The 13,378-nt window shown below is 75.7% G+C and carries 13 protein-coding genes; 8 read left to right on the top strand and 5 right to left on the bottom strand.

Annotation, left to right across the window (positions count from 1 at the left end):
- The first annotated feature begins 40 nt into the window (after positions 1-40).
- Genes BLT39_RS22710 through BLT39_RS08400 form a run of 6 tightly spaced genes read left to right on the top strand, consistent with a single transcriptional unit; the run spans position 41 to position 5,098 of the window.
- A complete protein-coding gene (locus BLT39_RS22710) occupies positions 41-667 on the top strand; it encodes a hypothetical protein (RefSeq protein ID WP_091061563.1) in 627 nt (208 codons plus the stop codon).
- 5 nt (positions 668-672) lie between these two features.
- Positions 673-1,242 (top strand): hypothetical protein, encoded by a 570-nt coding sequence (locus BLT39_RS08420; protein ID WP_131801434.1) that lies wholly within the window; start codon positions 673-675, stop codon positions 1,240-1,242.
- A 7-nt stretch (positions 1,243-1,249) separates the two neighbouring features.
- Positions 1,250-1,771 carry a signal peptidase I gene (locus BLT39_RS08415; RefSeq protein ID WP_091061559.1) on the top strand — a complete coding sequence of 174 codons (522 nt, stop codon included), beginning with the start codon at positions 1,250-1,252 and terminating at the stop codon, positions 1,769-1,771.
- A gap of 38 nt (positions 1,772-1,809) precedes the next feature.
- On the top strand, positions 1,810-2,799 hold the full coding sequence (gene deoC, locus BLT39_RS08410; protein WP_091061885.1) for a deoxyribose-phosphate aldolase: 990 nt from the start codon (positions 1,810-1,812) through the stop codon (positions 2,797-2,799).
- Positions 2,799-4,235, top strand: coding sequence for an aldehyde dehydrogenase family protein (locus BLT39_RS08405; RefSeq protein WP_091061557.1), 1,437 nt, complete (start codon positions 2,799-2,801; stop codon positions 4,233-4,235). The genes deoC and BLT39_RS08405 overlap by 1 nt, the downstream gene beginning before the upstream one ends.
- Positions 4,235-5,098 (top strand): aldehyde dehydrogenase family protein, encoded by an 864-nt coding sequence (locus tag BLT39_RS08400; protein ID WP_091061555.1) that lies wholly within the window; start codon positions 4,235-4,237, stop codon positions 5,096-5,098. Before BLT39_RS08405 ends, BLT39_RS08400 begins: the two co-directional genes overlap by 1 nt.
- Before the next feature lie 121 nt (positions 5,099-5,219).
- On the opposite strand, the gene BLT39_RS08395 is transcribed toward BLT39_RS08400, so the two are convergent.
- Entirely contained in the window at positions 5,220-5,744 is a 525-nt protein-coding gene (locus tag BLT39_RS08395; RefSeq protein ID WP_091061553.1) for a TetR/AcrR family transcriptional regulator, read from the bottom strand.
- 51 nt (positions 5,745-5,795) lie between these two features.
- Here BLT39_RS08395 and BLT39_RS08390 point away from each other — a divergent pair, with 51 nt between their 5' ends.
- Both BLT39_RS08390 and BLT39_RS08385 read left to right on the top strand, forming a co-directional pair.
- Positions 5,796-7,316 carry an MFS transporter gene (locus tag BLT39_RS08390; RefSeq protein WP_091061551.1) on the top strand — a complete coding sequence of 507 codons (1,521 nt, stop codon included), beginning with the start codon at positions 5,796-5,798 and terminating at the stop codon, positions 7,314-7,316.
- 41 nt (positions 7,317-7,357) lie between these two features.
- Positions 7,358-8,752, top strand: a complete 1,395-nt coding sequence (locus BLT39_RS08385; RefSeq protein WP_091061549.1) for a hypothetical protein — start codon at positions 7,358-7,360, stop codon at positions 8,750-8,752.
- Positions 8,753-8,828: 76 nt separating this feature from the next.
- Here BLT39_RS08385 and BLT39_RS08380 read toward each other — a convergent pair whose 3' ends face one another.
- From BLT39_RS08380 to BLT39_RS08365, 4 genes are all read right to left on the bottom strand, one after another.
- Complete coding sequence (locus BLT39_RS08380; protein ID WP_091061548.1) at positions 8,829-10,397, bottom strand: DEAD/DEAH box helicase; 1,569 nt, start codon at positions 10,395-10,397, stop codon at positions 8,829-8,831.
- Positions 10,398-10,625: 228 nt separating this feature from the next.
- Complete coding sequence (locus BLT39_RS08375) at positions 10,626-11,681, bottom strand: adenosine deaminase (protein WP_091061546.1); 1,056 nt, start codon at positions 11,679-11,681, stop codon at positions 10,626-10,628.
- A gap of 10 nt (positions 11,682-11,691) precedes the next feature.
- Positions 11,692-12,498: an ABC transporter permease gene (locus BLT39_RS08370; RefSeq protein ID WP_091061544.1), complete on the bottom strand. Its 807-nt coding sequence runs from the start codon at positions 12,496-12,498 to the stop codon at positions 11,692-11,694.
- Positions 12,495-13,355, bottom strand: coding sequence for an ABC transporter ATP-binding protein (locus BLT39_RS08365; RefSeq protein WP_091061542.1), 861 nt, complete (start codon positions 13,353-13,355; stop codon positions 12,495-12,497). Before BLT39_RS08365 ends, BLT39_RS08370 begins: the two co-directional genes overlap by 4 nt.
- Positions 13,356-13,378: the final 23 nt, after the last annotated feature.

Here is a 13,378-nt window from a genome sequence, read left to right as displayed (position 1 = left end):
GGATTCGTTCCGAGAAACGACCGTCCGACTGGAGGACCCCGTGACCACCGACCCGCAGCACCCCGACACCCCCGCGCACTGCGCCCGGCACGGCCGGCGCCGGCGGCTGGCCGGTGCCGCGACCCTCGCCGTCGCCGGCGCCGCCCTGGTGGGCACCGGCGCCTTCTCCAGCTGGGGCGCCACCGCCTCGGCCACCGGCGGGCTGACCGCCGGCAGCGTCTCGGTCGGCATGGTCGACGCCAACGGCGGGACCTTCAGCACCGCGGTGGGCAACCTGCTGCCCGCCGACTACTTCTACCGCTACGTGGACGTGACCAACTCCGGCTCGGCCGCCAGCACCTTCACCGGGACGGTCACCGCCACCGGCGCCCTGGCCGGGTCGCTGCAGGTCGACGTCACCAGCTGCTCGGTCGCGTGGACCACGGTCTCGGGGGCCAGCACCTGCTCGGGCACCCAGACCGTGCTCGCGTCGGGCACCCCCACGACCGGCACCCCGCTGACGGTCGCCCACGGCTCCATCGCCACCGGGGCCGGCAACGCCCAGCACGTGCGCTACAAGGTCACCTTCGCCTCGGGGGCCTCGACGTCGCTGCAGGGCGCCACCGGCAGCATCGCCGCGTCGGTGAGCAACACGGTGGTCGGCGGCACCGACCGCACCGGGGGCTGAGCCCGGTGACCCCGTCACGGCGTCGGAGGTGGCGCCGGCGCGCCGCCGCCGTCGTCGTGGCGGGGGGCCTGCTCGGACCGCTGGCCGGCACCGCGCCCGCCCAGGCGGCGCCCTGGCAGGGCTCGGCCACCGCGACGGCCCCGGTCTCGACGGCCCGGTGGGGCAGCGGCCTCACCCTGGTCGCCGGCGCCGGGTCCGTCGCGGCCGACCGCACCTCGTACTCGCTGTCCACCACGGTGGCCACCCAGGCCGGCTACGTCGACCTGGCCAACACCGGGACGGTGCCGGCGACGCTCTCGCTCGACGTCGCCATCGGCGCGGTCGTCGGCGGCGCCCCCGCGACGGTCTGCTCGGTCGCGTGGGACACCACCGCCGACACCTGCGCCGGCACCACCACCACGGTGACCCTGACCGCGCTCGTGGGCCGCACGGCCGGGTCCTACACCTCCCCCGGCCTCGTCGCCGCCGGCGACGCCGTGCACCTGCGGGTCAAGCTCGGCGGCGTCGTCAGCGGCGTCACCGTCACCGCCACCACCGTCGTGCCGCGACCCGCGGCCGACCGCACCCTGGGATGAGGACCGGATGACCCTCCGCCGCACCGCCGTCACCGCCGTGCAGCTCGCGCTCGTCGGCGCGGTCGTGGTGGCCCACCTGCTCGGCGTCCGGCTGGTCCCGGTGCTCACCGGGTCGATGACCCCGTACGCCCCGGCCGGCTCGCTGGTGCTCACCGTGCCGGTGGCCGGCAGCGACATCCGCACCGGCGACGTGGTCGCCTTCCGTCCCCCCGCCCCGTTCGAGGTGACCGGCGGCCGGCCCGTGCTGCACCGCGCCGCGGACGTCGCCGACACCCCCGACGGCCCGGCGATGACCACGCGGGGCGACGCCAACCCGGCGGCCGACCCGTGGCGGGTCTCGCTCACCGGGGGCAGCTTCGGCCGGACCGTCCTCGTCGTCCCGCTGCTGGGCCGGGTGCTGGCCGGCGGACCGGTCGCGGCCCTGTCGCTGCTCGCCGGTGCGGCGGCGCTGCTGGCCGGCGCGGGCAGCCTGCGGCGCACCCGCCGCGAGGCCGCGACCTGCCCGGACTGCGCAGCCGTCGCCGCCTGAGGACCGGCGGCCGCCCGGCGCCGTGGAGAATGCCGGGCATGACGCACGTGCTCGACCCCACCGCACCGGGCCGCCCGGTCGCCCCCGGAGCGCCGGACGCGTTCGCCGACGTCACCCGCTCCGACGCCGCGTTCCGGGCCTTCCTGCACGGCCTCCCGGGTGTGGACCAGGTCGGGGCCGAGGCCCGCGCCGCACAGCTGGGCACCCGGTCGATCAAGACGACGGCGAAGGCGTGGGCCATCGACACCGCCATCTCGATGGTCGACCTGACCACCCTCGAGGGCGCCGACACCCCCGGCCGGGTCCGCTCGCTGGCCGCCAAGGCCCGCCGGCCCGACCCCGCCGACGGCAGCTGCCCGCAGGTCGCCGCGGTCTGCGTCTACGGCGACCTGGCCGGCGTCGCCCGCGACGCGCTGGCCGGCACCGGCATCCACACCGCCGCGGTGGCCACCGCGTTCCCCTCCGGCCGGGCCAGCCGCGAGGTCAAGCTCGCCGACGTCCGCGACGCCGTCGCGGGCGGCGCCGACGAGATCGACATGGTCATCGACCGCGGCGCCTTCCTCTCCGGCCGCTACCTCGACGTGTTCGACGAGGTCGTGGCGGTCAAGGAGGCCTGCGGCGACGCCCACCTCAAGGTGATCCTGGAGACCGGCGAGCTGCGCACCTACGACGCCGTCCGCCGGGCCTCCTGGCTGGCCATGCTCGCCGGCGGCGACTTCATCAAGACCTCCACCGGCAAGGTCTCCCCCGCCGCCACCCTGCCGGTCTGCCTGGTCATGCTCGAGGCGGTGCGCGACTTCCGCGCCGCCACCGGCACCCAGGTCGGCGTCAAGCCCGCCGGCGGCATCCGCACCACCAAGGATGCGATCAAGCACCTGGTGATGATCAACGAGGTGGCCGGGCCCGACTGGCTGGACCCGGTGTGGTTCCGCTTCGGTGCCTCCAGCCTCCTCGACGACCTGCTCCTGCAGCGGCAGAAGCTCCGCACCGGCCACTACTCCGGCCCCGACCACGTGAGCGTCGTCTGATGACCGTCTTCGAGTACGCCCCCGCCCCCGAGTCCCGCTCGATCGTCACGCTGCGGTCGCACTACGGCCTGTTCGTCGACGGCGAGTTCACCGACGGCGGCGGCACCCCGCTGAAGACGGTCAACCCGGCCACCGAGGAGGTGCTCGGCGAGGTCGCGGTCGGCACCGACGCCGACGTCGACAGGGCCGTGCGCGCCGCCCGCAAGGCCTTCACCCGGGTCTGGGGCCCGATGCGCCCCGCCGACCGCGGCAAGTACCTGTTCCGCATCGCCCGGCTGCTGCAGGAGCGGGCGCGGGAGTTCGCCGTCCTGGAGACCCTGGACAACGGCAAGCCGATCACCGAGTCCCGCGACGTCGACGTGCCCCTGGCCGCGGCGCACTTCTTCTACCACGCGGGCTGGGCCGACAAGCTCGAGCACGCGGGCCTGGGCCCGGCACCCCGCCCGCTGGGCGTGGCCGGCCAGGTCATCCCGTGGAACTTCCCGCTGCTCATGCTGGCGTGGAAGGTGGCCCCGGCGCTGGCGGCGGGCAACACCGTCGTCCTCAAGCCCGCCGAGACCACCCCCCTGACCGCGCTGCTGTTCGCCGAGGTCTGCCAGCAGGCCGACCTGCCGCCGGGCGTGGTCAACATCGTGACCGGCGCCGGCGACACCGGCCGGGCCGTGGTGGAGCACGCCGACGTGGACAAGGTGGCCTTCACCGGCTCGACCGAGGTCGGCAAGCAGATCGCCCGCTCGGTGGCCGGCACCCGCAAGTCCCTCACCCTGGAGCTGGGCGGCAAGGCGGCCAACATCGTCTTCGACGACGCGCCGATCGACCAGGCCGTCGAGGGTGTCGTGCGCGGCATCTTCTTCAACCAGGGGCACGTCTGCTGCGCCGGGTCGCGGCTGCTGGTGCAGGAGTCGGTCCACGACGAGCTGGTGGCCTCGCTGCAGCGGCGCATCGGCACGCTGCGGGTCGGTGACCCGCTGGACAAGAACACCGACGTCGGGGCGATCAACTCCCCCGAGCAGCTGGCCCGCATCCGCGAGCTGGTGGGCATCGGCGAGGCCGAGGGCGCCCAGGTGTGGCAGCCCGACGGCGAGCTGCCCGAGCGCGGCAACTGGTTCAAGCCCACCGTGTTCACCGACGTCACCCCGGCGCACCGCATCGCCCGCGACGAGGTGTTCGGCCCCGTGCTGTCGGTGCTGACCTTCCGCACGCCCGACGAGGCGGTGGCCAAGGCGAACAACACGACCTACGGGCTGTCGGCCGGCATCTGGTCGGAGAAGGGCTCGCGCATCCTCGCGGTGGCCGACCAGCTGCGGGCCGGCGTGGTGTGGGCCAACACCTTCAACCAGTTCGACCCCACCTCGCCGTTCGGTGGCTACAAGCAGTCCGGCTACGGCCGCGAGGGTGGCCGCACCGGCCTGCGCGCGTACCTGAAGGAGTCCTGATGAGCGAGCGCCTCGAGGTCCGCAAGACCTACAAGCTCTACGTCGGCGGGAAGTTCCCCCGCTCGGAGTCCGGCCGCACCTACCCCGTCGCCGACGGGCGCGGGCACTTCGTGGCCAACGCCGCGAAGGCCTCCCGCAAGGACGCCCGGGACGCCGTGGTGGCCGCGCGCGCCGCGTTCGCCGGCTGGTCGGGCGCCACCGCCTACAACCGCGGCCAGGTGCTCTACCGGGTGGCCGAGGTGATGGAGGGCCGCGCGGCCCAGTTCGCCGAGGAGGTCGCCGCCGGCGAGGGCCTGTCGGCGGCGAAGGCGCGGGCCGCGGTGGACGCCGCGGTCGACCGCTGGGTCTGGTACGCCGGGTGGACCGACAAGCTCGCGGCGGTGCTCGGCGGCACCAACCCCGTCGCCGGGCCCTACTTCGACTTCTCGGTGCCCGAGCCCTCGGGCGTGGTCGCGGTGCTGGCCCCGCAGCGGTCCTCGCTGCTGGGTCTGGTCAGCGTGCTCGCCCCGGTGCTGGCCACCGGCTGCACCGCGGTCGTGGTGAGCTCCCTCCAGCGGCCGCTGCCGGCGATCACGCTCTCGGAGGTGCTGGCCACCTCCGACGTCCCCGGCGGCGTCGCGAACCTGCTGACCGGTGACGCGGCCGAGATCGGCCCCTGGCTGGCCGAGCACGCCGACGTCGACGGCATCGACCTCACCGGCGCGGGGACGGCGGCCATGGAGCTGGAGCGCTCGGCCGCGGGCACCCTCAAGCGCGTGCTGCGGGCACCGGCCGACGAGCCGGACTGGACCGGCGACCCGGGCCTGTCCCGGATGACCCCGTTCCTGGAGACCAAGACGGTCTGGCACCCAATCGGCGTCTGAGCCCCCGCGCCCGCTGCCGCAGGCCGGGTCGGCCCACTGCGGCGTCCCTTCCTCCGCGTCACGACACGGAGGAAGGGGCGCCGACGCGGGTCGAGCCGGTCCCCAGCAGCCGGCCAGCGGGTCAACGGCGGGCGAGGGACTCCAGCAGCTGGACCAGCGCCGCGTCGTCGCCGGCGCCGGGCAGGCCGGTGAGGCCCTCCAGGTACAGCCCGTCGCCGACGAGCCGCACCACCCGGGCCACCACGGGGTCGGCGATCAGCTCCTCGAGGGCGGCGGTCCAGCCCCGCTCGACCTCCGCGATCACCGCGCGGGCGGCCGGCCGGCCGGTGCCGGCCAGACCCAGCACCGCCTGGTAGGTGCGCCCGATCCCGGAGACGGCGTCGCTGGTGGCCGTGCGGACCCAGTAGGCCACCGGGCCCTCGGGGGCCGCCCGCAGCCGGGCGACGTCCGCGGCGGCCCGCTCCCGGAGCCGGTCGCACACCCCGTCGACCAGGGCCTCCTTGCTCGGGAAGTGGTAGAGCAGGCCGCCCTTGGACACCGCGGCCGCCTCGGCCACCGCGTCGAGGGTGACGGTCGCACCCGCGCCCTCGACCAGCAGCGTCTCGTAGGCGTCCAGCACCCGGTCCCTGTTCGACGGCCTCGCCACGACGGGTTACTGTACCAACCAGACGGTGCAGAAACTAGGGAACGAGGAACGATGAGCACGACCACGCCGGCGCCGGTGCACGCGCCCCGGGCCGGACGCCGGGAGTGGGCCGGGCTGGCCGCCCTGATGCTGCCCGTGCTGCTGGTGGCCGTGGACGGCACGGTGCTCACCTTCGCCGTCCCGTCCATCGCGGCCGCCCTGACCCCGGGCAGCGCCGCCCTCCTCTGGGCCGTCGACGTCTACCCCCTGGTGCTGGCCGGCCTGCTGGTCACCGCCGGGTCCCTGGGTGACCGGTTCGGCCGCCGCCGCCTGCTGCTGGTCGGCGCCACCGGCTTCGGCGTCGCGTCGGCCCTGGCCGCGTTCTCCCCCTCGATCGGCTGGCTCGTCGCGGCCCGTGCGCTGCAGGGCGTGTTCGGCGCCGCGCTCATGCCCTCCACGCTGTCCCTGCTGCGCAACCTGTTCCTGGACCGCCAGCAGCGCCGACTGGCGGTGGCGATCTGGGCCGCCGGGTTCTCCGGCGGGGCGGCGCTGGGCCCGGTGGTCGGCGGCTTCCTGCTCGAGCGCTTCTGGTGGGGCTCGGTCTTCCTGGTCAACCTGCCGGTGCTGGCGCTGCTGCTCGTGGCCGGCTCGCTGCTGCTGCCGGAGTCGCGCGCCCCGCAGCCCGGGCCCCTGGACTGGACCAGCGTGGCGCTGTCCCTGGCGACCATGCTGCCGCTGGTCTACGCGGTGAAGAAGCTGGCCGCCGCCACCCTCGCGCCCGTGCCGGTCGGCGCCGCGGTGCTCGGCCTGGTCGCCGGCACCGTCTTCGTCCGCCGCCAGCTGCGCCGGCCGGTCCCCCTGCTGGACCTGGCGCTGTTCCGCTCCCGGGTGGTCCGCGCCGCGATCGGGGCCAACCTGCTGAGCATCGCGGCCTTCGGCGGGCTGCTGCTCATCGGCTCGCAGTACCTGCAGCTGGTGCTGGGCCGCAGCCCGATGGAGGCCGGCCTGGTGCTGGTCCCCGGCCTGGCCGCGGCCGTCGTCGCCGGGCTGCTGGCCGTGCCGCTGGCCCGCCGGGTCCCGGTGCGCGTCCTCGTCGTCGCCGGCCTGCTGCTCGGGGCGGCCGGGTTCGCGGTCCTCACCCACCTCGGCACCGCGACGGCGGTGAGCACCGTCGTCCTGGCCTTCGTGCTCGTCGCCGCCGGCGCCGGCCTGGCCGAGACGCTGACCAACGACGCCATCCTCACCGAGGCGCCCGCCGAGCGGGCCGGCCAGGCCAGCGCGGTCAGCGAGACCGCCTACGAGCTGGGCACCGGGCTGGGCGTCGCCGTGTTCGGCAGCGTGCTGGCCGGGGTGTACACCTCCCAGCTGGTGCTGCCGGCCGGGCTGGACGCCGCGCGCACCGGCGCCGCGGAGACCCTGGGCGGCGCGCTGGACGTCGCCGGCGGGCTGCCCGCCGACACCGCCGCCGCGCTGGCCAGCAGCGCGCGGGCGGCCTTCGCCGCGGCCACCGACACCGGCGCGGCGCTCGGGGTGGCGGTCATGCTGGCCGCCGCGGTGCTGGTCGCCGCGCTCTGGCGGACCCCCCGCAGCTGACCCGCGCGGCCCGTCCCGGCCGGGACAGGCAGGATGGGCGCGTGGCCAGGCCCAGCATCGTCCCCATCGCCCTCACCCTCGACGACCGCACGGGCTACACCCTGTGGGCTCCCCCGTGGGAGGAGGACGGCGAGGAGTGGCAGGCCTTCCTCGGCGGGTCGGTCGACGGCACCGCCGTGGTGCACCTGTTCCCGACCCCCGGGGCGCTGGCCGCGTTCTGCCGCACCAGCACCGACCACGACCTCGCCGACCACCCGGTCTGGCCGGTCGTGGCGGGCCTGGGCGCCGCCGACGTCACCCCGGACGACGACCACCGCTACGACCTGGACGGCGTCTACGACGTGGTCGCCGAGAACCCCGACCGGTGGGCGGTCGAGGAGCTGGCCGCCACCTTCGACATCACCGGCCGGCTCGCCGAGTGCTGCGACACCGCACCCGAGGACGACGACGAGGACGACGCGGACGACGACGCGGACGAGGACGACGACGAGACCACCTTCGAGGCCCTCGCCGAGTTGATGGCCAAGCCCGAGGTCGCCCTGCTGGGGCTGGGCCTGGACGCGTTCACCGGACGGGCCGGCGAGGACGCCTGGATCCGGCTCGGCGGCGCCGTCGACGAGCTGTGGGAGGACGTGCTCGGCGAGCTCGAGGACCACCTGGACTGGACCGGCGCGGGCACCGCCGAGCTGTCGGAGTACCCCTCCGCCGAGGAGGCCGGGACCGAGGTCGACGAGGACGACGCCGACGAGGACGGCGCCGACGAGGACGAGGACACCGCCGACGACGACGAGGTGGTCGCCGCCGACGAGCCGGTCGCCGTCGCCCCGACCAGCGCGATCCGCAGCGGGGGCCGGCTGGCCCCCGACCCGGCCGCCGTCGCCGCCGCGGCCGGCTTCTGGGAGGGCGTGGGCATCCTGCCCGTCGAGGTGGTCGTCCCCGAGGGCGCCGGGCTGACCCTGCGCTGCTACGTCGAGGACACCGCCCGGTTCCTGGGCGCCGACGGCGAGGTCTACCTGTTCGGCACGCCCGCCGAGCTCACCGCCTTCGTGCAGGGCGACGAGGAGCACGACCTGGCCGACATCGCGTCCTGGCCCGAGGTCGAGGAGACCACCGTGTCCCCGCTGCCGGTGGACCAGGACCGCTACGACCTGGTCGAGGTGGCCGAGGTGCTCGCCGAGGTGGCCGACGGCGCCGCCGGGCTGGTCGACCACGCGGTGCTGGTGCAGGCGGTCGAGGGCGTGCGCGACCTCGCCGAGTACGCCGGGCTGGCCCGGGTCGAGGAGCTGCTGGGCGCGGGCACCCCGCTGGGCCAGGCGGTGGCCCGCGCCGAGCGCGACCCCCGCGCCGCGCTGCGGGCCGAGGACGCCGCCCGGCTGACCGGCCCGTGGGACGAGCTGGTCCGCGAGGTCAGCACCGCCCTGGTCTTCCGCGACTAGTCCGCACGCGCGCAGAAGGGCCCGGCCCCCCGAGGGGGCCGGGCCCTTCTGCCGTTCAGCTCAGTACGGGTCCAGCTCAGTACGAGCGGGCGGGGCGCTGCGGGCGCCCGCCGGTACCGCCCTGCGGGCGCTGACCACCGGGACGGCGGTCGCCGTAGGACGGACGGTCGGAGCGCGCCGGGCGGTCGCCGTAGGACGGGCGGTCCGAGCGGGCCGGGCGGTCGCCGTAGGACGGCCGCTCCCCCGACGGGCGGGCCGGGCGGTCACCGGAGGACGGCCGGTCCGAGCGCGCCGGGCGGTCGCCGTAGGAGCGGGCCGGGCGGTCGCCGTCGCGGCGCGGGGGCCGGCGGTCGCCGTCCCGGCGCGGGCGGCCGGCACCGCTGCGGGCCGGGCGCACGGGGCGCTCGACCGGCTCGACGTGCACGCCGGAGGCGACGAGCTCGGCGATCGGCGCGTCACCCGGGCGGATCCGGGACACGTCGGTGCTCACCGCGGCCTGCCGGAACCGGCGCTTGGCCTGGCCGACCTGGTCGGGCAGCAGCAGCGAGACCACGACACCGGCGGCCCCGGCGCGGGCGGTGCGGCCCGAGCGGTGCAGGTAGGTCTTGTGGTCGGCCGGCGGGTCGTAGTGCAGGACCAGCTGGACGTCGTCGACGTGGATGCCGCGGGCGGCGACGTCGGTGGCGACCAGGACCGGCGAGCGGGCGTCGGTGAACGCCTCGAGCGCACGGCGGCGGGCCGACTGCGGCAGACCGCCGTGGATCGGCTCGGCCTTGATGCCCACGGCCTGCAGGTTGGTGGCCAGCCGGTCGGCCCCGTGCTGGGTGCGCACGAAGATGATCGTGCGGCCCGGGCGGGCGGCCAGCTGCTCGGTGACCTTGAGCCGGTCCGGGAAGGACACGCTGTAGGCGCGGTGCTCGGCCGGGGGCGCGCTGTCGGCGGCCTTGACCACCTCGTGGCGGGCCGGGTCCTTGAGGTAGCGGCGGACCAGGGTGTCGACCTCGCCGTCCAGGGTGGCCGAGAAGAGCATCTTCTGGCCGTCCGGGCGGACCTGGTCCAGCAGCTCCTTGACCACGGGCAGGAAGCCCAGGTCGGACATGAAGTCGGCCTCGTCGATGATGGCGATCTCGACGTCGGCGAGGGTGCACTCGCCCTGGCTGATCAGGTCCTGCAGGCGGCCGGGGGTGGCGATGACGACGTCGACGCCGCGGCGCAGCTGCTGGATCTGGCGGTACATGGAGGCACCGCCGTAGACCGCGGCGAACTGCACGCCGTTGGCCTGGCCCAGCGGGGCGAGGTTGTCGTGCACCTGCTGGGCGAGCTCACGGGTGGGCACGAGCACCAGCCCGCGCGGGGCGCGCCGGCCGTGCTGCACGTCCTGGCCGAGCCGGTGCAGCATCGGCAGGCCGAAGGCCAGGGTCTTGCCCGACCCGGTGGCCGCCTTGCCCAGCACGTCGCGGCCGGCCATGGCGTCGGGCAGCGCGGAGGTCTGGATGGCGAAGGGATGGCGGATGCCGCGGCGCTCGAGCGCGGTGACCAGCTGCTGCTGGAGGCCGAGCTGGGCGAACGAGGGGCCGGTCGGCGCCTCGGCGGCGGGGATCTCGGGAGTGGTGCTGGGGGTGTCGACAGGGTCGATCGAGGACAAGCGGGGGACTCCGATGCAGATCGGGCGCGTCCCGTGGTGTGGTGCCGGGCCCGCCGGGGGCGGGACTCACTGGGCGACCTCGAGGGGTGCGTCTGCGGTGACGCGGAGGTCTGCACGGATGCGCTCTACCCCGGGCTGGACCGCCCGGGAGGTGTGGCCGGCGATCGCCGACTCGCCCAGGTTAGCAGCGAACGGGGCCCAGGCATTCCCCCGCAGCGGTGGGTGTGATCACCCCCGGACGGCGGCGAAGCCCTCCCGGACCCGGCGCAGCACGTCGGCGCGGGCGCCCTCGTCGAGGAAGGCCGCGGCGACGGCCCGCTCGGTGACGGTCTGCACGTCGTCCCAGCCCCACCCGTGGGCGTCCACCACGGCGACCAGCTCGCTGGTGGGGGTCACCCCGCTCATCAGCCGGTTGTCGGTGTTGAGGGTGACGGCGAAGCCGGCGCGGTGCAGCCGGTCGACCGGGTGCCGGGCGATCGAGGGGTAGGCGCCGGTCTGCACGTTCGACGACGGCGCCACCTCCAGGGTCACCTGCTCGTCGAGCACCCGCTGCGCCACCGGGCCGAGCGGTCCGCCGTCCTCGGGGACCTCGTCGGCGATCCGCACGCCGTGGCCCAGCCGCTCCGCGCGGGCGCCGTCCAGGGCGCCGCGGATGCTCTCCACGCCGTCGGCCTCCCCGGCGTGGATGGTCCGGTGCGCCCCGGCGTCGTCCAGCAGCGCGATGGCCGAGGGGTGCCGGTCGGCCGGGAAGCCGATCTCGGGGCCGGCCAGGTCGAAGCCGACGACCCCGGCGTCGCGGTGGCGGACGACGAGTCCGGCGACCTCGTCCCAGCGGTCGGCCTGCCGCATGGCGCACAGCAGCGCACCGACGGTGGTGCCGGTCTCCCGCGCCCCCGCGGCGTACCCGTCGAGCATGGCCTCGACGGCGGCCTCGATCGGCATCGCGGTGAGCAGCTCCGGGGCCATCCGGACCTCGGCGTGCACCACCCCGTCGGCGGCGAGGTCCAGCACGCACTCCCGGGCCACCCGCTGCACCGCCTCGGGGGTCTGCATGACCGCCACCGTGTGCGCGAACGTCTCCAGGTAGCGCACCAGCGAGCCGGAGTCCGCCGCCTGCCGGAACCAGGTGCCCAGCGCCTCCGCGTCGTCGGCCGGCAGGCCGGTGTAGCCCACCGCGTCGGCGAGCTCGAGCACCGTCCGCGGGCGCAGGCCGCCGTCCAGGTGGTCGTGCAGCAGCACCTTGGGGGCGCGGGCGAGGGTCTCCTGGGTCAGCGGCGCGGGCACCCGGGCGACGCTACCCGTCGGCCTTGTCCCGCCAGCGGAACGTGCGCACGCACAGCACCAGGCCGACGACGACCCAGGCGGTGAGCACCAACGCGACCCGGCCCAGCTCCCACGAGCCGGCCGGTTCCTGCGCGGCCAGCACGTCGGGCAGGAACACCGACCGCAGGCCCTGCGCCATCCACTTCAGCGGGAAGACCGAGGCAATGGTCTGCATCCAGGTGGGGATCTGGTCGAAGCGGAAGAACACCCCGGAGATGAACTGCAGCACCAGTGCGACGGGGGTGACCGTGGCCGAGGCCGAGCGGCCGTTCTTGGCCAGGCTCGAGACGGCGATGCCCAGCAGCGTGCACGCCGCCGACCCCAGCAGCGCCACCCAGGCGAAGGTCAGCCACTGCGCGCCGCCGGGCAGGTCGACGCCGTAGAGGACCACGCCGACCAGCAGCAGGATCACCACGGTGGCGACGGTGACCGCGAAGACCTGCGCGATCTTCCCGATGAAGTACGCGCTCTTGGGCATCGGGGTGCCGGCCAGGTGCTTGAGCGTGCCGTCGCTGCGCTCAGTGGCGATGCCGATGGCCATGTTCTGCAGGCTGGCGCCCAGGATGCCCGCGGCGATGACCCCGGCCATGAAGTACTGCGTGAAGGTGACCCCGGCGCCGATCTGGTAGTCCAGCACCGCGCCGAACACGACCAGCAGGATCACCGGGAACATCAGGGTGAAGACCACCGACTCCCGCTGCCGGAAGAACTCCCGGAGCTCGACGGCGGCGCGGACCCGGTAGACGCGGGCCAGCGGCGGCAGGGTCGGGGCGCTCACCGGGACTGGCCGATCATCTGCAGGTACACGTCTTCCAGGGTCGGGCGGGACACGGCGAGGTCGGGCACCTCGCCGGGGAAGCGGGCGGCGAGCTCGGCGACCAGCGCGGTCGGCGTCGGGGTGTCCTGGCTGCGGCGGGCGCCGTCCTCGGTCCAGCTGACCACCGCGGGCGCCTGGCCCCGGCCCCCCAGCTCGGCGGGGACGGCGACCTCGACCAGCCGGCCGGCGGTGATGACGCCGACCCGGTCGGCGAGCTCCTCGGCCTCGTCCAGGTAGTGCGTGGTCAGCAGCATCGTCGTCCCCAGGTCGCGCAGGGAGCGGATCAGCGACCAGAACTGCCGGCGGGCCTCGGGGTCGAAACCGGTGGTCGGCTCGTCGAGGAACAGCAGCGCCGGGCGGCCCACGATGCCCAGCGCGACGTCCAGCCGGCGGCGCTGCCCGCCCGACAGCGACCGGCCGCGGGCGCCCGCCTTCTCGGTGAGCCCGACCAGCTCCAGCACCTCGGCGGGGTCGCGCGGGTCGGGGTAGTAGGCGGCCTGGGCGGTGAGCAGCTCCAGGCAGGTCAGCTGGCTGTCGCCGGCCCCGGACTGCAGCACGATGCCGATCTCGGCCCGCCACCGGCGGCCGCCCGCGGCCGGGTCCGCGCCGAGCACCTGCACCTGGCCGCCGTCGCGGGAGCGGTAGCCCTCGAGGATCTCCACCGTGGTGGTCTTGCCGGCACCGTTGGGGCCGAGCAGCGCGAAGATCTCGCCCCGCCGGATGTCCAGGTCGACGCCGTCGACGGCGTTGCGGTCGCCGTAGCGCTTGACCAGCCCGCGGACGCTGATCGCGGCGCCGGGGTCGAGGGGGGCACTCACGGGGAGCCAGTGTCCCTGATCGA

It is taken from the genome of Klenkia brasiliensis, assembly GCF_900100695.1.
Taxonomy (GTDB): domain Bacteria; phylum Actinomycetota; class Actinomycetes; order Mycobacteriales; family Geodermatophilaceae; genus Klenkia; species Klenkia brasiliensis.
This window is presented reverse-complemented; position numbering and strand designations above follow the sequence as displayed.

Bases quoted from the DNA above. Each gene is read 5' to 3' on its own strand.
- BLT39_RS08415 (WP_091061559.1), top strand. From the start codon at position 1,250: ATGACCCTCCGCCGCACCGCCGTCACCGCCGTGCAGCTCGCGCTCGTC.
- deoC (WP_091061885.1), top strand. From the start codon at position 1,810: ATGACGCACGTGCTCGACCCCACCGCACCGGGCCGCCCGGTCGCCCCC.
- BLT39_RS08405 (WP_091061557.1), top strand. From the start codon at position 2,799: ATGACCGTCTTCGAGTACGCCCCCGCCCCCGAGTCCCGCTCGATCGTC.
- BLT39_RS08400 (WP_091061555.1), top strand. From the start codon at position 4,235: ATGAGCGAGCGCCTCGAGGTCCGCAAGACCTACAAGCTCTACGTCGGC.
- BLT39_RS08390 (WP_091061551.1), top strand. From the start codon at position 5,796: ATGAGCACGACCACGCCGGCGCCGGTGCACGCGCCCCGGGCCGGACGC.